The sequence below is a fragment of the Paraplanobispora siamensis genome (assembly GCF_016863175.1).
In the GTDB taxonomy this organism is placed as follows: Bacteria; Actinomycetota; Actinomycetes; order Streptosporangiales; family Streptosporangiaceae; genus Planobispora; species Planobispora siamensis.
Genome location: NZ_BOOJ01000052.1, coordinates 111381 through 130228 on the forward strand (window position 1 = coordinate 111381; position 18848 = coordinate 130228).

Genomic DNA, 18848 nt, shown 5'->3' on the forward strand with positions numbered 1-18848 from the left:
TACCGTCATGCCGCACGGTGTGAACGGTAAGGGGGCCGGATGGAAATCCGTTCGATAGTGCGGCGACTGCTGCCCGGCCGGGGGCGTGTGGCGCCGGCCCGCACCGAACGCAAGGTCGTGCTGGCCGACTACTACGCCGCCATGGCCAGCGCAGGCCTGTACTCCACCTACCAGGCCCGGCCGTGGCCGGTGGAACGCGCGGTCGCTGAGGCCTATGAGCGCCTGGTCTATGTCTACAAGGCGGTCGAAGCCATCGCTGGGCACGCCTCCCGCCTGCCGTACCGGCTGCGCCAGGGCGAAGAGGTGCTGGACGACCACCCCATGTACGGGGTGCTCAACAAGCAGGCCAACCCGCTGGAGAGCGGCCAGCAGTTCCGCAAGAGGCTGGCCACGCAGATCCTGTTGTCCAAACGGGGCGCGTTCGTGGAGAAGACGCTGTCGGCCTCCGGCGCCGTGGTGCGGTTGGACCTGCTGCCGCCCGGCCGTACCTACCCGGTGCCCGGCACCGGCCAGACGCTGATCGACCGGTTCGAAGTGCTGCGCGCAGACGGCACCCGCCAGCCGATCCCCGCGGAGAGGGTCATCTGGTTCAGGGAGCCGCACCCGCTGGATCCCTACAGCGGCGTCACCCCGCTGGAGGCGGCCGGCCTGTCGCTTGAACTGGACTTCTTCGCCCGCCTGTACAACGTCACCGCCCTGAAGAACGACGGCCGGCCCGGCGGCATCGTCGCCGTCGACGGGGAGCTGGACGACTGGGGCATGGCGGAGCTGCGCTCCCGCTTTGGCACCGGCCCCCAGGAGGCCGGGAAGCTGACGGTGATCGAAGGACAGGTCTCCTACATCGACACCGCGGCCCGTCCCTCCGACATGGCGTATGCGGAGACGGCCAAGACCGCCAAGACGGAGATCTTGACGGCGTTCGGCGTCGGCGAATCAGTGATCGGGTACGCAGCCGACCGCACCTACGACAACGCTGAGGCTGAGCTATACAACTTCTGGACGATCACGATGCCGCCGTTCCTCACGCTGTTGGCGGCGGGGTTCGACGGCGACAGCGAAGATGAGCTGGATGGGTTCCTGGACACCTCCGATGTGGAGGTGCTGCAACGTGCCGCGGCGGCGCGCCGGGCCCAGGCGCTGGAGGAGTTCACCGCCGGGCTGATCAGCATCGATGAGTACCGGGAGCGGATCGGCCTGCGCCCCTTCGACATGCCCCGCACCCGCGCCCTGTGGCTGCCGACCGGCAAGACGCTGGTGGCCACCAGCGACGCCGACCAGAAGGCGCTGGATGCCGAAGCCGCCGACAAGGTGCCGCCGGCGCTGGCGGCGAACATGGCTCCCGGCCGGCTGGCCGCGCTGCCGCCCGGCACCGGCAGCGACCGCGACGACGGAGACGGCGACGGGGCGCAGCAGGAAGAGCCGCAGGAGGCCGACGTGCCGAAGGCCGCGGCCGTGGTGGCCACCCGCCACCTGGGCCCGCCCGCCCCCGTCCTGGGCCCGGTGGCCACGACGGCCCGGCCGGTGCTGCGTCTGGTACGGCCCGCCCCGGCCGCCGCGCAGACCAAGGCCGCCGACCGCGCCTCTGAGCCGGACCCGGCCGCCTGGCAGCGGCTGGAGACCACGCTGGCCGCCGCCATCACCACCATCATGCTGCGTCTGACGGAGCGCACCGCGGCCCGCCTGTCCTCCCCCCGCACCCGCAAGGGCACCCGCCACTGGGTGGCCGAACACGACGTCGACACCCGGGTGGGCACCAAGGCCGTCGATGCGGCCAGCGCGGTGGACGCGGGCCGCTGGCAGGAAGAGGTGGAACAAGCCACCCACCCGATCCTGACGGCCGCCGCGGTGGCCGCCGCCGCCGCGCTGGTGGCCGACCTGGCCCCTGACGCCCCGGTCAGCTACGTGTTGGAGCCGCTGGTGGCCAGCGTCACGGCCATCCTGGGCGCCAGCGCCGCTGTGCAGGCCGAACGCCTGCGGGTGCTGATCGCCGATCTGGATTCCTCCGGCGCCGACATGGAGGCCATCACCGCCGCGGTGCGGCAGCGCGCACCGCAGCTGACCGACTGGGCGCAGCGGGTCGCCGTCCAGGCCGCCACCGTCACCATCAACGGCGCCCGGGACAGTGCGGCGACCGCGCTGGTCAGCATCGGCCAGCCGATCGACAAGGTGTGGCGCTCCCGCCGCGATGAGCAGGTGCGCCCCACCCACCGGGCCGCGCACGGCCAGGTTCAGCCGCTGGGTGAGTGGTTCGAAGTCGGAGCGGCGCTGCTGCGCTACCCCGGGGACCCGTCCGGGCCACCGGCGGAGACCTACGGCTGCCGCTGCTGGGTGATGCACCGCTCCCGCGTCAGCGGCCGGTTCGTGGCCGCGCCGGAGCGCACCCGCTTCACCCGTGCTGAGCGGGAAGCGGCCGACGCGGAACGGCAGGCGTCGTGAGCCGCCGGGCTGCCGTCCTGGCCGGCGCCGCCGTGCTGGCCGTCCTGGTGGTGTGGCTGCCACACCTGATGGCCGATGCCGCCCTGTACGGCCGGACGGCCAGCGCGGCCGACCGGGACGCCACCGTCGGGCAGATGCGCGGTTTCGTCACCGCGCTGCTGACGCTGGCCGCGGTCGCCGCTGGCGTCGGGGCGTACCTGACAAGACCGCGACGATAAGACCGGCATGCTGCGACGATCAGCCCTGCCACCCCCGACAGGCCCGTTTCAGTCAAGGGGTGGATGATGGCTCTGATCAGGGAAAACGGTACGGCGCTGGCCAAGGCGCCGGGCAACACCGTGCTGGAGCCGATCGCGGAGACCGACCCGCAGGTCCGCGTGAAGGTCAACGTGTATGAGCTGACGCCGTACGACAACGTGGAGTTCCCCACCCAGATGCGGCAGCTGCGCTTCCGGGAGGGGCAGATCATCCGGCAGAGCGAATGGGATGCCGAATTCGCCGCGCCCACCATCGCGGCCGTCTCCCCGGCCACCGGCCCGGCCGCGGGCGGCACCGTCATCACCATTACCGGCAGCGGGTTCACCGCCGATGCTGCCGTCACCGTCGACGGCGTGGCGGCCACCGCGGTCGACGTCGACACCGCCACCAAGCTCAAGTGCACGACCCCGGCCGGCAGCGCGGGCCCGGCCGACGTCGTGGTCACCACCGCGGGCGGGTCGGCGACCAAGGCGGGCGCCTTCACCTACACCGCCTGAGTCTGCACACAGATCGACCCCCGGCGCCCAGACGCCGGGGGTCGACCACAGAAGACGGAAACCAGCCCTCCTGATCGTTGCCGCAGACTGGGTCCGTGCTCTCACGGTAGCGGCGCGGGCCGCTGCGGCGCAGCCGATTCCCCCTCCCCCTATTCGCTAAGTACCCGTACTATGGTGGTGAGCGAACCCACCATCAGGAGAGTCCATGTACCCCCACCAGATCCACCCGCTGGTCATGCATGCCGTCCTCGACGCCGTCCGGGCGCACCTGGAGGCCGAAGGCGCCACGATGACCGCAGAAACCATCGCCTTCGATCGCCGCTCCGGCCGCCTGACCGTGAACCTGCCCGGCGGCACCTGCTTTCGCGTCACCACCGCGGTGCAGGCGGTCGCGCCCGCCTGCCGGGCCCGGCTGCGCGACCTGACCACGGAATACTGGTTGGAGGGTGAAGAGCTGCACTCCCGGCCGATCGGCAGTGACCGTGAGGGCCGTCCGGTTCAGATGTCCAGCACGCAGATCCCCGTCGACGACCACGACGCCTACGACCTGTTCAGCCACCACCTGGCGGTGCGCTCCTACCTGATGCGCATCGACCAGGGCCACTACAAGCCGCTGGGCATGACGCACCTGGCCCACAGCGGCGTCATGTACTGGCTGGAGGGCGATGACCTGGTGGGCTGCCCGATCGGCATGCTGGGTGATCTGCCCATCACGCACGCCTGCCGGGCGAGTGGCGCCGCGCTGACCGGCCTGCTGGCCGACATCGCCGCCGTGCTGCGCCAGCGCGCAGCCTAGGGCGCGACCTTACCTCCGACGCCCCTCTACCTTGCGATTACCACGCGCACCCACCCCCGCGGACGTGTGCAAGGGGAGGGGCGTTCGTGCGCCTGGAAATCAAGACCGCCACCGCGGCGGCCGACACCGAACTGCTGGGTGCCGACGATGAAACCGGCGTCGTGGAAGCCATCGTGTCGGTGACCGGCGTCGTCGACTCCGACAACGACGTCATCGAGCCGGGCGTGTATGCCGAATCGCTGGCCCGCCGGCACCCGAAGGGGATCTTCTCTCACGACTGGAAGAAGTGGGCCAGCCGCACTGAGGTGATCGAAGAGTGGCTGCCCGGGGATCCGCGGCTGCCGAAGACCACCAAGAACGGCCAGCCGTGGCCTGCGCAAGCGGGCGCGCTGTACGTCAAGACCCGCTACAACCTGGACACCACCACCGGTCGCGACGCCTACCACGACGTGAAGTTTTTCAGCGAGGTCGGGCAGTGTGAGTGGAGCATCGGCTACCGGGTGCCGCGCGGCAAGGGAGTGCGCGGCAAGGACGGTATCCGCCGCATCAAGGGCATCGATCTGTTCGAATACTCACCGGTGCTGTTCGGCGCCAACAGCCAGACCGGCACCCTGGCGGTCAAGGCCATCGGCACGGCCGACGGCGACGACGCCGCCTATGAGCCGATCGAGGTCAAGGCCGCCGACAGCCAGGACCGTGCCCCGGTGCAGGACCCCGGCGCCGGCGGGGAGGCCGACGCCGCCTCCAGCGCCGACGCCGACCCCGCCGGCGAAGACGAACCGGTCGATGAGGCGGAGCTGCACGCCGCCGTCGCACAGCTGGATGAGGCGGAGCTGACCGAAGGCGCCGCGCATGCTCCCGTCGACGATCCGGACCCCGAACCTCAGGGCGGTGCCGATGACGACCCGGCCGACAGCGACGACGCCGACGACCACAGCGGTGACGGCCCGCAGGACGAAGCGGCCGATTCGCAGGCCGCAGCGGACAGCGCGACCGTACCGGACAGCAGCGACGCCCCGCAGGACGGGCCGGCGGACGGGACCAAGGGCGGGGCGCCCGGCGTGGCCGACACCCCGGCTGACGCCGCCGCGGTCGCCCGGCTGAAGCGCTGGTACATCCGGGGAGAGGGCGCGGCGAAGATCCGCTGGAACACGCCGGGCGCGTTCGACCGGTGCGTGCGCATCGCCTCTCAGCACATGCCGCCGGAGAAGGCCAAGGGGTTCTGTGCCAACGTGCACAAGGCGGCCACCGGCCGCTGGCCGGGCGCCAACCGTGACGGCAAGGACGCCGGCCAGGCGGTGGAGTCCACGCGCGGGCTGTACCTGCCCGACAGCTACGAAGAGCGGCGCGACGCGCTACGGGAGCTGGCGGCCAAGATGCTGGGGGTGCCGATCAGCCACACTGACGTCGTGGCGACCTGGATGGACCGGGTCGTGGTGACCACCCTGGCCGACGGCGGAGTCAAGTCGTTCGAACTGCCCTACACCGCCAGTGCCGGCGGCGGGCTGCTGGTCGGTCAGCCGGTGCCGGTGGAGGTCAGCGTCTGGGTGGACGGCGATGCCGACGCGCCCCTGCCGTACGCGGCGATGATCGAAGAGGCGGCCGACGGGCTGAAGACGCTGCTGCGCCACCAGGAGAGCAAGGCGGGCCGGGTGCTGTCGACGACCAACGCCAAGCGGCTGGTGGCGGCGGTGGAGCAGATCGTGATGGTGCTCAAGGCCGCCGGGCTGAGCATCAACGACAAGCCGCGGGTGGAGGAGCAGGAGAGCGCGCCGGAGGCGCCGGACTCCACTGCGCCGTCGGCGCGTGCCGTCAAGGACGCCAGGGCCGACGCAGACCAGGTAGTCGTGGTGAATGAGCAGATGCAAGCCAGGGTGGCGGAGATCCTGGCCGCAGCGAAGGCGGTTCAGCCGGTGTGAGTCCGGTGCGGGCCCCGCGGGCGGACGGTGGAGTTCCCCCTTCACCGTCCTGCTGCCGCGGGGCCCGTCTTATCCCCCATGCGCCTGGCCGGTGCGGCCCGGTGCGGAGTGCCCCCCCGGACGTTCCGCACGGTCGCGATGGACGCTGGCGAAGGTGGGTGTGATCGGGTGCCTTCGCGTGACGTCGTGGCCGTCGCCGGTCGGGCGGACGAGATGGCCGTCCCGGCGATGCGCTGACGCTCACAGTAACGACGCTGTCACCGAACGCATATGACCTTTCCTGCATTTCAAACATCGGATTTCGTATTCAGATACGACGTCGTATCTGAATACGAAATATTTTTGCGGATTTCCGCAGGTAGGGCGCGACGTTAACACCCAGCGATCTCTACGGTCAGCCGTGATCGTGTCGTCCCCGTGCTGACGGGGCGAACGGCGAACACCCCCGCGTGTTCCGCGGCCAGCGCACCCCACAGCGCCCCGGCCGCCGTTCGCTGTGGAGCAGCACATGAAGTCGACCACGGCGGTCAAGGACCGCCTCAAGGACCTCAACACCGCCCTGGCCGCCAAGGCCGAAGAGATCGACCAGTACGCCAAGGCCTGGAAGGACGAAACGGGCGAAGGCCATTTCGTCATCGGCACCGGTGAGTACGCCAAGTTCGCCAAGGCGGTCAACGACGCCGACGAGATCCGCCAGGCCATCGTCGTGGCCCAGAAGGGCCTGGGCGTCTTCTCCTTCATGACCGACCCGGCCGGGCCCGCCCCGGCCGCCGGCACCGACCAGGTCCAGCAGCAGCACGCCCTGATCGCCGCCAAGTCCCTGGCCGACGAATGGCTGGCCAGTGAGGCGTTCTCGGAGATGCGGGAGTCCGGCTGGCGCCGCTTCGGCCAGATCGCCGGATTCGAAAAGGGCCTGGCCTCCTTCCAGGTCAAGGACGTCTTCTCCGCGATGGCGGGCAACATCACCCTGCCCGCGCTGGGCCGCCAGGAGAACCTGGGCCTGACCCCGCGCATGCTGCGGCCCGGCCGCGTGAGGGATCTCTTCCCGGCGGAGCGGACCACGGCGAACCTGCTGTGGGGTATCCGCGAGACCGGGTTCACCAACCGCGCCGCCGCGGTGCCGGAGCGACGCGCCGCCAACGGCGTCGACGCCCCCACCGGCGGCCCGACCGACGTCTACGGCCTCAAGCCGCGCTCCGACCTGACCGTTGTGCCCGTTTCGTACCCGATCGCCACCATCGCCCACATCATGTACGCCCACCGCAACACCCTGGAGGATGAGCCGCGCCTGCGCGGGCTGATCGACAGGGACATGATCGACGGCATCAAGATGCAGGAAGACTGGCAGATCCTCTACGGCGACGGCGTCGGCGAGAACCTGACGGGCCTGTTCAACACCTCCGGCGTGCAGACCTACACCGGCAACTCCGCCGACAGCCTCTCCGCCCAGGTCCGCCGCGCCATGACCCGGTCGATCCTGGCCTACTTCATGCCCAACGGCGTGGTCATGCACCCGCTGGACTGGGAGAACCTGGAACTGGAGAAGGACGCCAACGGCGCCTACGTCATCGCCGTCTCCGTCGCCGTCGGCGGCGAGAAGCGCGTGTGGCGCCTGGACGTCGTCGACACCCCGGCCATCCAGGAAGGCCGCTTCGTACTGGGCGCCTGGGGCACCGGCGCCAAGCTCTACGACCGTGAGCAGGTCAACATTCAAGTTTCGACTGAGAACAGGGACATGTTCGAAAGAAACGCCGTGACGATTCGCTGCGAAGAGCGAGTAGGGCTCGTGGTGGATAGGCCCGAGAGCTTCGTTATCGGCACCTTCACCGAACCGGCGTAGCCGTCTTCCGCTCCCCCTGCTGCGGGCCCTGGCCGTACGGCCAGGGCCCGCAGCGCAGGTCAAGCAAGCCAGGAATGATGTTGACCGCAGGTTTGCCTATGCGATCAGGCTGACGTTCTCCAGCCGGAAGCGGGTGCGCACTGCGGTGATGCGCAGCACCTCCATGGGGGTGCCGTCGGCGGTGAACGACACCCGCTCCACCACCGTCACCGCCTCAGTCCGCAGGCCCAGCTCCGCCGCCTCCTCCGGGGTCGGCTGGCGGGACTCCAGGGCGACCGCGCAGCGGGTCAGCTGCACCCCCAGGCTGGCCAGCAGGCCGTAGACGCCGCCTTCGACGCGGCCGGGCCGCTCCAGCGCGGTGCCGGCGGCCAGGCTGGCGTGCGGGTAGTAGGCGTGCTGGATCTGCACCGGCCGCTCATCGATGGTGGCGTGCCGGGTCCGGCGCACCACCAGTTCCCCGGCGGCCATCCCCAGTAGTGCGGCGACGTCGGCGCCGGCCGATTCGGTGACCACTTCGATGGCCTTCATGTCGCCGTTGATGCCCTGGGCGGCGCAGGCGGTCTGCCAGGGGCCGCCGACCGGCCCGCCGCCGCCGGGGACGTTGACCCGGCTCCACACTGACAGGTCGAAGTCGACTGCGCGTCGGTCCAGCACGATGGTGCCCCGGCCGCGTTCGGGCCGGACCAGTCCTTCGTTCTCCAGGATGCGCAACGCCTGGGACACCATGGTCTTGGCGATGTCGTAGCGCTGCGCCAGCGCGCTGATGGGCGGGATGGCCTCTCCTGGGGCGTAGAGGCCGCCCAGGATGTCGCGGCGGAGGTCGTCGGCGAGTTGTTGGTACCGGGCCACCATCATGTGTCGCTCCCGCCTATGCCCGGCCGCTGACTTGACCCCGTAGGGCGCTGTCAGGGACACTCACCATCAAAGTCATATGACTTTCACTGTAGCGGGAGAAGCGATGGTTGCCGTAGTGGGACACCTGCCAACATCGTCCGGCGACGATCCCGCCCGCTGGCTGAACGATCATTTCCGGTACGGCGACCTGGCCGCGGCCCTGTATGCCGCGGGCCTGCCGGTCCAGCCGTTGGGCCTGGACGACATCCGGGCGCTGGCTATCACCGGGGTGCAAAGCGCTGGCGGCATCGCCGCGATCCGGGCCCGCGCCGACGCCTGGCGCGACCTGGCGCTGGCCTTCCAGCACGGCCAGATCAGCCGCACGCAGTACACCGCGCGCATGAGCCAGATGTGGGGCGATGCGGCGCTGCTGGAACGCTGTATCGCCGCCGACTACGCCCGCCTGCGCTGACCCCTTCCCTTCCCTGCTTTCCAAGGGCGCGACGGTACGGCGCGGCCCTGCCTACGGTGTGCGGCGATGTGAGATCACCCGACCGTAAGGGGTCCCCTGTGTTCCAGCGCCTGATCGCAATCGTGGCCACCGCCGCCGCCGTCCTGCTGCCTGCCCTGGCCTTCTCCGCGCCCGCCGCGGCCGACGTGGAGGTGGCCGCCGACGTGGAGGTGGACCTGGACGTCGTGCTGTCGGTCCTGCTGGGCCTGGACGTCGACGCCGACGTTTAAGCCCGCGACCTAAGCCGGATCCCGCCCCTAGGGTGCAGCCGAAGTTGAGATCAGGGAGCTGACGTGGCCGAACGCAAGAGCAAGGCGCAGACCCCGGAGCCGGCGGCGGACCCGGAGGCGGCGCAGACGACCACCACGGCGGTGGAGGACGAGACGACGACCCAGCCGCGCGGCCTGGTCGCGCAGACCGACGCCGCGCCGCTGGAGCCGCCGGCGGAGCGTAAGCGGCAGCAGGAACCGGCTGACGGCGTGCCGGAGTCGACGACCAACCACGTCGCCGCGAACGCCGCACTGCGGTCGGTGCCCGGCTCCAGCCACCAGGGCCTGGTGGATGAGGACGGCAATCCGCTGACGGCCGATGAGGTCTTCGACTTCCCCGCCGCCGGCAACCCGTCGACGTTCGCCACCGTCAAGACGCGGGTGTATGAGCGGTTCAAGTACCCCAACGCCTCCCAGGTCACCACGCAGCTGCTGTATCCGGCCGGGGCGCAGGTGCCGGTGTGGATCGCCCGGCAGGTCACCGACAAGTACCGAGACATCCAGGAGAACCAGCCGTCGTAAGACGGACCTTGAGCGTGCGGTCGGGCCCCGGCACAAGTGGGGTGGGCGGGGCCCGGCCGCGCATGGCGCGGCGTCCTTTTCCAAAGGGGGTGGGGGGCGCCGCGCCTCCATTTCTAGGGCGCGACCTTAACGCCTTCCGGCTGGGAGCGTCGGCGTCGTGAGCATGCCCGCACCCACGTCCCCTGTGCTGATCGTGTCGCCGTCGGAGCTGGCGCGGCGCATGTCCATCCCGCAGCCGATGACCGAGGGCGACCGCTGGGTGGTCGAACAGGCGATCGTGGACGCGCAGACCGACCTGGAGTCCTACCTGGGGCGGCCGATCACCCCCCGGACCTACACCCAGGCCGGGCTGTGGCCCGATCCCGGCCAGCCGTTCGGCTGGCACCTGGCCCACCAGCCGGTCATCGCGGTGATCTCCAGTACGCCGGAGGTCGTCGACGGGCAGCCGACCGGCCGCTACAGCGTCGTCTACACCGCCGGCCTGGACGCGGCCACCGACCCGGCGCTAGAGCCGATGCGGCGCCTGGTGCGTGCGCACGCCATGGCGTCGGCGCCGCTGCGGGAGCTGGCCCGCCGGCTGGCGCCGCAGCCGCCCCGCCTCCCGCAGTCGATCACGGTGGAGGGCCAGTCGGTCACCTACGCCAACGACAACGACTCCGGCCAGCAGGTGGCCGACGGGGACCGGGCCGTGGGATCACTGCCGACCTTCGCCTCCTGTGACCAGTGGAAGGTCCGCGGGCGCCGCGCCTACCAGGAACCCAGCCGGGCCAGCGCGCCTTGGCCGTACGACCAGCACACCTACACCGGGCAGTGGGGAGCATGATGTTTCGCCGGTTCGTTCTGATCCGCAAGGTCGACGTGACGGGGGTGTCCGGGTCGGGCGTCGTCGTGCACGGCGTGCGCTTCCCCGACGGGGTGTGTGCCTACCGGTGGAACAGCCCGTGGAAGACCACGTGCATCGCCGACTCCATCGCCGACATCGAGAAGATCCACGGCCACGACGGGGCGACGGTCGTGCACTGGCTGGACGGCGAAAACGACCAGGCGCTGGCCGACGCCGACCTCTGGCAGAGCGTGCGGCGCGTCCACGACGAAGCGGTGTAGCGCATGGCGGTGCTGCTGGCCGACCGGATGCTGGGAGTGCGCCGCCGCTCCGGCGGTGCGGTGGGCTCCCATGGGGAGCGCGCCGGCTACACCTGGGCGGCGCTGGCCGGGCCGTGGCCGGGCCGGGCCGAAGAAGGGCCGGACGCGGCGATCGGCGCGACCGGAGGGCGCACGTGGGTGCTGGCGCTGGACCCGGCGGCCTGGCCGGTGGCCCAGGGCGACCTGGTGGCGGAACCGGCCTCCGGCCTGGAGTGGCTGGTGACCTCCGCCGATCTGATGAAGCACAACGCCCATCCCGATGTGGACTACGTGCGGGTGGAGGCGCACGCGCGCACCCAGGCGGCCACGCGACCGTAGGCCGCGACGGTAGCGGTCAGATGCTGGCACCGTGGAAGGGCGTTGCTGGCCACCCTTCGGCCGTGCACGCCCCCCACCGGCCGCCCGGTCCCCCGATCTGCGGCCCGCCGGGGAGGCACTCCCGTTTCTCCTCTCATAGTGCCTCCCCGGCCTCTCACTCCTCGATCGCGTTGCGTTCCCATCGGGCCTTTCGGTCGGCCGCCACGATGGCGTCGATGTCCAGCAGGGGTGCGACCTTCACCCCGATGGTGTCGGCCAGCTCCAGGATCGGCTGGGCGTCGGCGCCCAGCGCCCGCGACATTTCGATATAGGTGCGGCACGGCCAGGGCACGCGCCGTCCGCGGGAATCGCGACACGTCGGGCAGCGCAGGTCATCGCCGTCAGGCCGGTGCAGATGGTTCAAGACGATCAGGCCCCGGATGATGCATTCCCCGTGCCGGGATCCGGCATAGGCGGTCACCGCCAGCAGCCGGGGGTCGGTCGGTTCTTCGATGGGGCCGCTGCCGATCACCGTGGGCCGTCCAGGTGGTAAGCCAGGAACTCCTTGAAGCGGGCGACTTCGTACAGGTCGTCGTGGGTCGGGCCTGGGTGGCCGCACAAGATGGCGGTCGTCTCCGCGTCGATGGTCAGGTCGGCGCCGTGCAGCCGCTCCATCGGCAGGCCCAGCACCTGGCACAGCTGCTGGGCCTGCTCCGGGGTGGGTTCGGTCTCCCCGGCCTCCCATGAGCGGACCTGGGCGGCGGTGACGCCGACGGCCTGGGCCAGGTCGTCGGCGTCGTAGCCCAGGTACAGGCGCTCTTCCTGAATGCGCTGGCTCAGGGAGGTCATGCGCTCTTTGCCGCCTTTTCGCCGCGCATTTGCTCACGGCGCTGCTGGCGTTCGTCGGCCGCGGCGGCGTGTTCCACCCGGTACGACTCCGCCTCCCTGCGGAACGCCGTGACGATGCGCTCCACCGCGCGCAGCTGCCGCCGGATGTCATCCAGCGTCGCGACGGCATCGGCGTAGTCAGCGTGGCTCAGCTCCCCGTCGCCGCCCCACTCCGCGTCCTTGATGTCGTCCAGGATCTTCCTGGCCACCGCCATGTCGCTGTTGGCGCTGCCCGTCAGCTCCAGGATCCGGTCGCAGCCGTCGACGTGGGAGGCGAAGTGGTCGGCGTGGGCCTGCTCTTCCCGGGTGTGGGCCAGGGCGTTCTCATACAGCCGGATGCCTCTGTCGTGGCCGTACTGGATGGTCAGGCGGGTGAAGACGTCGGGGAAGGTGCGGCCGGTGCCATCACCGGGCGGTTCGGCGTCGATCAAGTCGGCCAGGGTGTAGGGGTCGCTGGTCAGGGTCGGGCTGAGGTGGTCGACCCCGTCAAGGTCGGGAGTATGGGGGACGGAGCCCAGCAGGGTGCCGTCGGGGTGGGCCGTGCTGAGCATGGCACGGCGCAGGCGCCGGGCGTATTCGTCGCGGTCGATTTCGGAGGAGAAGGGGCCGATGTGCACGGTCCGCTCCGGCATGACGATGTTGATCGCCAGGGCGGCCGGGCGGGGCTGCGGGACGGTCAAGGGGTCGTTGCTCATCTTTCACCTCACATTTGCGTCGGGGTCAGTGGTGGATCTGGATGGGGAACGGCAGACCGTAGTGGTGGGCCAAGGCTTCCACGGCCGGGGTGATGTCGCCACGGTGGAAGACCAGGCGGCCGGTGTGGCTGTAGGCGTGGTAGCCGCCGGCGCCCGCGCTGGTGCCGCCCAGGTGCATGCGGATCTCTCCGCCGATGCCGGGGTGGCCGTCGAAGGTGAGGCGGTGGTGGCCGACGTCGATGCGGTGCAGGCGGGCGGTGGTCTGCGGAGTCTCCGGCAGCGGGGCGCGGACCACGACGGTGATGGCGTTGGTACGCACGATCTGCCAGCCGGACTCCGTCATGGTGCGGGCGTAGCTGTTCAGGGCGGCCTCCCAGCGGGTGCGGGCCGTGCCGGTCCGGGGCCGGAACATGTCGCCGTCCTGGATGCGGACGATGGCCACGTCCCAGCCGTCGCTGATCAGGGCGAAGCCGTCGCTGCCGGCGTGGGAGGCGGTGTTCCCGGCGCCGGTGAGGATGGTGCGGGCGGCGCGGAAGTCCCAGCGTTCGGCGTTCTCATGCGGGACGAAGACGGTCACGGTTCCTCCTGATCACGGGGTCGCTCTCCCCACCCCGATAGTACATGTACTTAGCGACGTGGGCGAGGGGGATAGAGGGCCGAACCTGCCGATTCCAAAGAGCGGGTACTTAGTTGCCCACGAGCGTCTTTATCGGATGCTATGGACGGGTTTGACGACGCGACGTTATGGCTGGTCATCCCCTATTTTTGGGGGGTGTCCTGGACCCCGCCGCCCGGCACCGTCGGGCTGACCTGCTCCTACGGTTTGACCAACATTCGTGCCACGGTTGGGCAGATGTTGGTGGGTGAATCGACCGCTCACAACCACGCCTTCATCGTCATCGACTCCGAACGCATCGTGGAGGCCTGGCCCAGCGGAGCCCGCATCAGTGCGCTGGCCGACTACGCCTACGACTACGTGATGTACGGCTGGCGGCTGGGGTTGAGCGCCGGTCAGCGCGACGCGCTGGCGCAGGCCGCCCTGAGCCTGCACGGCATCGGCTACGGGCTGGTGGACTACCTGGCGCTGTCGGTCTCCCGGATGCGGCTGCCGTGGATCGGCGCGATGCGGCGCGTGGCCAGCCCGCACCATCTGCTGCCTGCCCAGTTCGTCGCCGCGGTCTACCACCGGGCGCAGGTGGAGCTGATGCCCGGGGAGCCGGATGTGACGCTGGCCGGGCTGGGTGATCTGTGGATGACGTCGCGGGACTGGGCGCTGCACGTGCCGGCCACGCACTACGCGTAGATCGGGAGGCGGGATGCGGGCGGTGCTACGGCGGGACCTGGATACGGCGGTGGCCCGCCAGGTGCTGGGCCGCGCCACCTCCCTGGCAGCGCAGGTGGCCGCCGAAGCGGCGGCGCGGGCGCCCGCGGCCCGGGTGTGGGTGACGATGGGCGACGATCGGGTGCGTCCCTCCCACCAGGACGCGCACCGGCAGATGATCCCCGCGAACCTGCGATTCAAGCTGCGCAAGCAAAGCGCCGCCCCAGGGCGGCGGGCGCAACTGCTGGCCGGCTACGACCTGGCGCGGGAACCCCGGGATCCGTCCCTGCCGGCCGGGCAGCGCGGCGGCTGCCGGTGCATCGCCATCACCGTGCCCGGGGTCATCGCGGCGAAGGTGCAGGCGCATCCGGCGGTGCTGACCGGGTCGCGGGCGGTGGGCCGGGTCAGCGTGGCCTTCCCGCGGATCGTTGAATCCCACACCGGCACCAGCGATGACGCGCCGGCGCCGTTCCTGGCCAACGCGATCGACGCGGTGGCGGCCCGGTTGCGGGCGCGGGCAAGCGCGCGACCTTAGCCCCCTGGCGGCAGCATCCTCACTTCGTCTGGAGACGTTGATGGAGGCGCCGTGTCGAACAAGATGGTCACCCTGACCCTGGCCCACCCGCTGCCGGAGGCCAGCGCCAAGCGGGTGCGGGCCCAAGAGGTCCGGGACTACAAGATCGGGGAGAAGATCAAGGTGCCGTATCACGAGGCGCATGGGGTCATCTCCAGTGGCTACGCCACCGTCGACCCCGAAGACGATGAGCAGGTGCAGGCGGCGCTGGGCCGGACCAGCAGCGCATCGGCCAAGTCCACCTCCAGCGGCAGCAGCAAGTCGTCGTAGTGGATGTACGCCGTCTGGCCCGGGCCGACCCGATCCCCCGGGTGATCACTCACCTGTCGGAGCATCCGGAGGTGACGGCCGCCCTGGGCGGGCCGGGCCGGGTCGGGCTGGACAACGTCCCGCCGTACCCGCGGCTGCGGATCACCGATCCGCCGGGCGACGACCGCGATCTGATCAAACTGGTGATCGCGACCGTTCAGGTGGAGGCCTACGGGGATCTGGACGGCACGATCGGCAAGGGTGCGCTGAAGGACTTGTGCTACATCGCCATCGCGGCGATCAAGGAATTGCCGCTACTGCCGGTCCCACCCGGCCAGGCCGTGATCACGGAGGTGCTGGGCGGGGTGGGCGTGGGATGGGCGCCGGAGCCGACCGGGCAGGGCCGCTACGTCGGGTCGTGCCGGGTGTACTGCCACGCGTCCCGGCACGCGTGAACCCCTCCAGCCGGCGTGGGTGTGCACGCTTCGCCGCAGGCGTGCACACCCACGCCCACCTTCTGCGTGCACGGCTCTGACGTGGGCTTTCACGCCTGCACGCAGGGTGTGCACACCCGCGGGGGCGTGCGGCTTTCCCGGTGCGGGCGCAGGCGTTCACGCGTGCTCAGGCGTGCATGTTCCGGCTGGCGGCAGGCCCAGGGCGGCCATCAGCGCGCGGCGGGCGGTGCGGCGCGCACGCCGTGCATGCACGCACACCGGGTCCCGCTCAGCGGCGGCCGGGAACGGGTCGGCGGGCCGGACGCCGACGGCGGTCAGGAACCGGCGGCCGTCGGCGCTGGCCGATAAGGCGGCGTCCAGGGCGTCAAGCGTCTGCACGTGGCGCTCCTTCGTGGGGTGGTTGCACCAGCAACTATCTTATGGGGCGGTCAACTTCCGGCATAGATCTGCCCGCCACCGGCTGCCCCGGATTTGAGGGCGCGACGTAAGCAGCAAGCCCGTCCTACGGTTCCCGCGACGCCCACCCCCATGAGCGACGTCGGAAGGACGCCCCCATGGCGGTGGACAGCGACCGCATCCTTATCGCACAGAACGCCCGGGTCTACCTGGCGCCTGTGGGCACCACGGCACCGGCCGGACCGGAAGCCACCCTTGACCCGGCCTGGCGGGAGGTCGGCTACTTCACGCCCGACAGCCTCCAGTTCAACACCGACCCCTCCTTCGAAGAGGTCCGCTCCCACCAGAGCAACCGGCCCACCCGGCGCTGGCAGACCGAAGACAACGCCACCGCCCAGGTCGACCTCCAGGAGTGGTCGGGTGAGAACTTCCTGGCGGTCTTCGGCGGTGGCACGATCACCGAAGTGGCCGCGGTCGTTGGCCCTCCGGCGATCCCCAAGCACTACAAGTACAGCCCGCCCGCGGTCGGCGGCCGGCAGTCGGTGGCGGCCATCATCGAGATCATCGATGAGGACAAGGTCTACCGGCTGATCATCCCGAAGGCGGAGCAGGGCGAAGGCGCGGAGATCAGCCTGAACAAGACGTCGGAGTCGACGCTGCCGCTGCGCCTGACGGTGCTGGGCAACGACTTCGCCGACGACTGGTACCTGCTGACCGAAGATGAGGCGTTCGCCCCCGTGCCGTGACCTTCGGTGACCTTGGTAAAGGTTCACCCCGGATGTGCGCTTGGTCCCCGCACAGGCTGGAGCCGTCCCGGCGGGCGTTCGTATCGTCGATGCCAGCGCCCGCCGGGCCGGCCATCCGCCCGCGGGCTGTCCCGGGCTCCAAGGCGGGTTGGGCAGGGACGATGCGGCCGGGCACCCAGCTCGGGGTCCGGTGCCCGGCCGCCGCATCAAGGACGCGACCTTAGCGCCCCCTGGCTGTGACCCTTCAGTCGATCATTCGCTGAAGGAGACGCCCATGTCCTACACCCCCGAAACCGTCGACATCGCCGCCCGCCGCGCTGCGCGGGCCAAGGCCCGGGCCGCGCGCCGGGAGGGCCGCGGGGAAATGCTGCGGCTGCAATGCGGTGATGTGTTCATCGCAGATCTGGGCCCGGAGTTTCCGATTGACGTGCTGGAGCCCCTCCAGGACCTGGACCTGGACCTGCCGCTGCTGATCCAGCAGGCGCTGACCATGCTGGGACAGACGGCCGGCAACGATAACCGGGTCGACGCCGAAGCGGCCATGGAGTTCATCGTCGGCGTGCTGGCCGGCAACCCGAACCTGCCCACCCAGGTCGTGGCGATGATCAAGGAGATGACCCGGCGGCTGCTGAGCGACGCCGGCTATGAGGCGTTCTTGTCCATCCGGCCGACCCCGTGGGACATCACCGACCTGGCCAGCACCCTGTTCTCCTGGTACGGGGTGGGCCTGGGGGAATCTGCGCCGTCCACTACGCCATCGCCCGTTGGGAAGACCTCGAATACGACCTCCGTGACCACCTCGGCGTCGACGCGCGGGGGGCGTGGCGGCGGCCGGGCGAAGAAGGCTTCATAGGCCTGCGGCAGCTGGCTGGCTGGCTGGCCCGGCTGCCGGAGACGTCCTACATCCGCACCACGCCGGAGATCCGCGAGCAGTTGCGGCAGGCAGAGCAGTGGACGCTGCATCACGAACTGCTGGCGCAGGTCATCGAGGTTGTGTCGATCCTGGCGGCGGAGATGCGGATCAAGAAGCCGATCCAGATCCCCCGGCCATCGCGGCCGGCCAATCCCCGGGCGCGTACCGGCAAGCGCGGCACCGCGCACGCCGTGGCCGTGCTCAAGCAGGCCCAGGCCAACCGCCGGGCCAGTGCATAGGAGATCCACCATCGACATCCACTACGACACCGAATTTCTGGAGCGTGGCCCGGACCACCCGATCATGCTGGTGTCCATCGGCATGGTCGCCGACGACGGCCGGGAGCTGTATGCGATCAACGCCGACCTGGAGTTGAGCGCGGTCTACGCCCATCCGTGGCTGCGCGCCCATGTCTACCCGCACCTGCCGCTGACCTCCCACGCTGGCGGCGCCCGGTGCCGGTGCGTGGCCGGGCACCTGGACCGCAACCACCCCGACGTGCACCCCCGCGCGAAGATCGCCCGCATGGTGCAGGCGTTCATCACCGCCACTCCGCAGCCGCGGCTGTGGGCCTGGTACGGCGCCTACGACCACGTGGTGATGGCGCAGCTGTTCGGCACCATGGCCGACCTTCCGGGCAACGTGCCGATGTACACCTGCGACGTGAAGCAGGAGTGCGACCGGCTGGGTAACCCCCAGTTGCCGGAGCAGACGGCCGGCGCCCACCACGCGCTGGCCGATGCCCGGCACGTGCAGCGGATGCGGCGCTTCCTGGCCGATGTCGACTCCACCTTCGGCCCCCGGGATCCGCAGTGAAGGTGGAACGGCAGTGGGTCACCACCGACTTCCAACCCGCCTCCGACGGCTGGCGGCTGCTGTATCTGCTGCTGCCTCCGGTGGAACGGGGGTTCGCCACGGCCGCGCTGCCCGGCTGGCTGGTGCAAGAAGAGGTGCTGGTGTGCGCCGTCACCGGCTCCCGGCTGGTGGAAGCCGACCAGCCGCCCAGCCGGCGGGTGGTGGCCGCCACCGTCGACGGCGCCGCTTTGCGCCCGGCGGATGACGACCCGGCGTTCTGGCGGCTGATGGCGCCGGGTGAACCCCCGCCCACCCTGGAGGACCTGATGCAGGCCTGGCAGGACCGCTCAGCCGCCGACGCGTGAGGCCCCTGACCGGACCCGTAGGCGGGCGCACGTAGGGGGCGACCTAAGCGCCCGCCGATCCCTAGGTTCAACCCCGGATGCCCACCCCCACGAGGTAGCCGCCGCACCGTGCCGCGGTGCGGTGCGCGC

27 protein-coding genes are annotated in these 18848 nt (G+C 70.6%); 21 read left to right on the forward strand and 6 right to left on the reverse strand.

What is annotated here, in order from left to right:
* The first annotated feature begins 39 nt into the window (after nucleotides 1–39).
* The 6 genes from Psi01_RS30180 (at nucleotide 40) to Psi01_RS30205 (ending at nucleotide 7746) form a co-directional block, all read left to right on the forward strand.
* Nucleotides 40–2436 carry a phage portal protein gene (locus tag Psi01_RS30180; protein ID WP_204067513.1) on the forward strand — a complete coding sequence of 799 codons (2397 nt, stop codon included), beginning with the start codon at nucleotides 40–42 and terminating at the stop codon, nucleotides 2434–2436.
* Nucleotides 2433–2654 (forward strand): hypothetical protein, encoded by a 222-nt coding sequence (locus Psi01_RS30185; RefSeq protein ID WP_204067514.1) that lies wholly within the window; start codon nucleotides 2433–2435, stop codon nucleotides 2652–2654. Before Psi01_RS30180 ends, Psi01_RS30185 begins: the two co-directional genes overlap by 4 nt.
* Before the next feature lie 66 nt (nucleotides 2655–2720).
* On the forward strand, nucleotides 2721–3191 hold the full coding sequence (locus tag Psi01_RS30190) for an IPT/TIG domain-containing protein (protein ID WP_204067515.1): 471 nt from the start codon (nucleotides 2721–2723) through the stop codon (nucleotides 3189–3191).
* A 205-nt stretch (nucleotides 3192–3396) separates the two neighbouring features.
* Nucleotides 3397–3987, forward strand: a complete 591-nt coding sequence (locus Psi01_RS30195; protein ID WP_204067516.1) for a hypothetical protein — start codon at nucleotides 3397–3399, stop codon at nucleotides 3985–3987.
* A gap of 86 nt (nucleotides 3988–4073) precedes the next feature.
* Nucleotides 4074–5906 carry an HK97 family phage prohead protease gene (locus Psi01_RS30200; protein ID WP_204067517.1) on the forward strand — a complete coding sequence of 611 codons (1833 nt, stop codon included), beginning with the start codon at nucleotides 4074–4076 and terminating at the stop codon, nucleotides 5904–5906.
* Between the two features lie 508 nt (nucleotides 5907–6414).
* The gene (locus tag Psi01_RS30205) at nucleotides 6415–7746 is read left to right on the forward strand and encodes a phage major capsid protein (protein WP_204067518.1); all 1332 of its coding nucleotides are present in this window, start codon (nucleotides 6415–6417) and stop codon (nucleotides 7744–7746) included.
* Between the two features lie 96 nt (nucleotides 7747–7842).
* On the opposite strand, the gene Psi01_RS30210 is transcribed toward Psi01_RS30205, so the two are convergent.
* Nucleotides 7843–8601, reverse strand: coding sequence for a GntR family transcriptional regulator (locus tag Psi01_RS30210; RefSeq protein WP_204067519.1), 759 nt, complete (start codon nucleotides 8599–8601; stop codon nucleotides 7843–7845).
* Between the two features lie 103 nt (nucleotides 8602–8704).
* On the opposite strand from Psi01_RS30210, the gene Psi01_RS30215 reads away from it, so the two are divergent.
* The 6 genes from Psi01_RS30215 to Psi01_RS30240 all read left to right on the forward strand — a co-directional run bounded on the left by Psi01_RS30215 (nucleotide 8705) and on the right by Psi01_RS30240 (nucleotide 11343).
* Nucleotides 8705–9052 (forward strand): hypothetical protein, encoded by a 348-nt coding sequence (locus Psi01_RS30215; protein ID WP_204067520.1) that lies wholly within the window; start codon nucleotides 8705–8707, stop codon nucleotides 9050–9052.
* A 98-nt stretch (nucleotides 9053–9150) separates the two neighbouring features.
* Nucleotides 9151–9321: a hypothetical protein gene (locus Psi01_RS30220; RefSeq protein ID WP_204067521.1), complete on the forward strand. Its 171-nt coding sequence runs from the start codon at nucleotides 9151–9153 to the stop codon at nucleotides 9319–9321.
* A 63-nt stretch (nucleotides 9322–9384) separates the two neighbouring features.
* A complete protein-coding gene (locus tag Psi01_RS30225) occupies nucleotides 9385–9882 on the forward strand; it encodes a hypothetical protein (protein WP_204067522.1) in 498 nt (165 codons plus the stop codon).
* Nucleotides 9883–10039: 157 nt separating this feature from the next.
* Nucleotides 10040–10705 carry a hypothetical protein gene (locus Psi01_RS30230; protein WP_204067523.1) on the forward strand — a complete coding sequence of 222 codons (666 nt, stop codon included), beginning with the start codon at nucleotides 10040–10042 and terminating at the stop codon, nucleotides 10703–10705.
* The gene (locus Psi01_RS30235; RefSeq protein WP_204067524.1) at nucleotides 10702–10986 is read left to right on the forward strand and encodes a hypothetical protein; all 285 of its coding nucleotides are present in this window, start codon (nucleotides 10702–10704) and stop codon (nucleotides 10984–10986) included. Before Psi01_RS30230 ends, Psi01_RS30235 begins: the two co-directional genes overlap by 4 nt.
* 3 nt (nucleotides 10987–10989) lie before the next feature.
* Complete coding sequence (locus Psi01_RS30240; RefSeq protein ID WP_204067525.1) at nucleotides 10990–11343, forward strand: hypothetical protein; 354 nt, start codon at nucleotides 10990–10992, stop codon at nucleotides 11341–11343.
* A gap of 154 nt (nucleotides 11344–11497) precedes the next feature.
* Here Psi01_RS30240 and Psi01_RS30245 read toward each other — a convergent pair whose 3' ends face one another.
* From Psi01_RS30245 to Psi01_RS30260, 4 genes are read right to left on the reverse strand one after another with little or no spacing between them, the layout of a single operon-like run.
* Nucleotides 11498–11854 carry a hypothetical protein gene (locus Psi01_RS30245; protein ID WP_204067526.1) on the reverse strand — a complete coding sequence of 119 codons (357 nt, stop codon included), beginning with the start codon at nucleotides 11852–11854 and terminating at the stop codon, nucleotides 11498–11500.
* Complete coding sequence (locus Psi01_RS30250) at nucleotides 11851–12171, reverse strand: helix-turn-helix transcriptional regulator (RefSeq protein WP_204067527.1); 321 nt, start codon at nucleotides 12169–12171, stop codon at nucleotides 11851–11853. Before Psi01_RS30250 ends, Psi01_RS30245 begins: the two co-directional genes overlap by 4 nt.
* Nucleotides 12168–12905, reverse strand: coding sequence for a hypothetical protein (locus Psi01_RS30255; RefSeq protein ID WP_204067528.1), 738 nt, complete (start codon nucleotides 12903–12905; stop codon nucleotides 12168–12170). Before Psi01_RS30255 ends, Psi01_RS30250 begins: the two co-directional genes overlap by 4 nt.
* 25 nt (nucleotides 12906–12930) lie before the next feature.
* Nucleotides 12931–13482, reverse strand: a complete 552-nt coding sequence (locus Psi01_RS30260; RefSeq protein WP_204067529.1) for a hypothetical protein — start codon at nucleotides 13480–13482, stop codon at nucleotides 12931–12933.
* Between the two features lie 276 nt (nucleotides 13483–13758).
* Between Psi01_RS30260 and Psi01_RS30265 the strand changes: the two genes are divergently transcribed.
* The 4 genes from Psi01_RS30265 to Psi01_RS30280 are packed head-to-tail and all read left to right on the forward strand — an operon-like array spanning nucleotide 13759 to nucleotide 15504.
* On the forward strand, nucleotides 13759–14208 hold the full coding sequence (locus Psi01_RS30265) for a hypothetical protein (RefSeq protein ID WP_204067530.1): 450 nt from the start codon (nucleotides 13759–13761) through the stop codon (nucleotides 14206–14208).
* A 13-nt stretch (nucleotides 14209–14221) separates the two neighbouring features.
* The gene (locus Psi01_RS30270) at nucleotides 14222–14761 is read left to right on the forward strand and encodes a hypothetical protein (protein ID WP_204067531.1); all 540 of its coding nucleotides are present in this window, start codon (nucleotides 14222–14224) and stop codon (nucleotides 14759–14761) included.
* 51 nt (nucleotides 14762–14812) lie between these two features.
* Entirely contained in the window at nucleotides 14813–15070 is a 258-nt protein-coding gene (locus Psi01_RS30275) for a hypothetical protein (RefSeq protein WP_204067532.1), read from the forward strand.
* Entirely contained in the window at nucleotides 15070–15504 is a 435-nt protein-coding gene (locus tag Psi01_RS30280; RefSeq protein ID WP_204067533.1) for a hypothetical protein, read from the forward strand. Before Psi01_RS30275 ends, Psi01_RS30280 begins: the two co-directional genes overlap by 1 nt.
* A 156-nt stretch (nucleotides 15505–15660) precedes the next feature.
* Here Psi01_RS30280 and Psi01_RS30285 read toward each other — a convergent pair whose 3' ends face one another.
* A complete protein-coding gene (locus tag Psi01_RS30285; RefSeq protein WP_204067534.1) occupies nucleotides 15661–15882 on the reverse strand; it encodes a hypothetical protein in 222 nt (73 codons plus the stop codon).
* A 176-nt stretch (nucleotides 15883–16058) separates the two neighbouring features.
* Here Psi01_RS30285 and Psi01_RS30290 point away from each other — a divergent pair, with 176 nt between their 5' ends.
* The 5 genes from Psi01_RS30290 (at nucleotide 16059) to Psi01_RS30310 (ending at nucleotide 18719) form a co-directional block, all read left to right on the forward strand.
* A complete protein-coding gene (locus Psi01_RS30290) occupies nucleotides 16059–16646 on the forward strand; it encodes a phage tail tube protein (RefSeq protein WP_204067535.1) in 588 nt (195 codons plus the stop codon).
* Nucleotides 16647–16920: 274 nt separating this feature from the next.
* On the forward strand, nucleotides 16921–17499 hold the full coding sequence (locus tag Psi01_RS30295; RefSeq protein WP_204067536.1) for a hypothetical protein: 579 nt from the start codon (nucleotides 16921–16923) through the stop codon (nucleotides 17497–17499).
* Nucleotides 17500–17579: 80 nt separating this feature from the next.
* Entirely contained in the window at nucleotides 17580–17798 is a 219-nt protein-coding gene (locus tag Psi01_RS30300; protein WP_204067537.1) for a hypothetical protein, read from the forward strand.
* 64 nt (nucleotides 17799–17862) lie between these two features.
* Nucleotides 17863–18375: a 3'-5' exoribonuclease gene (locus tag Psi01_RS30305; protein WP_239128130.1), complete on the forward strand. Its 513-nt coding sequence runs from the start codon at nucleotides 17863–17865 to the stop codon at nucleotides 18373–18375.
* On the forward strand, nucleotides 18372–18719 hold the full coding sequence (locus Psi01_RS30310; protein ID WP_204067538.1) for a hypothetical protein: 348 nt from the start codon (nucleotides 18372–18374) through the stop codon (nucleotides 18717–18719). The genes Psi01_RS30305 and Psi01_RS30310 overlap by 4 nt, the downstream gene beginning before the upstream one ends.
* The last annotated feature ends 129 nt before the right edge of the window (nucleotides 18720–18848 follow it).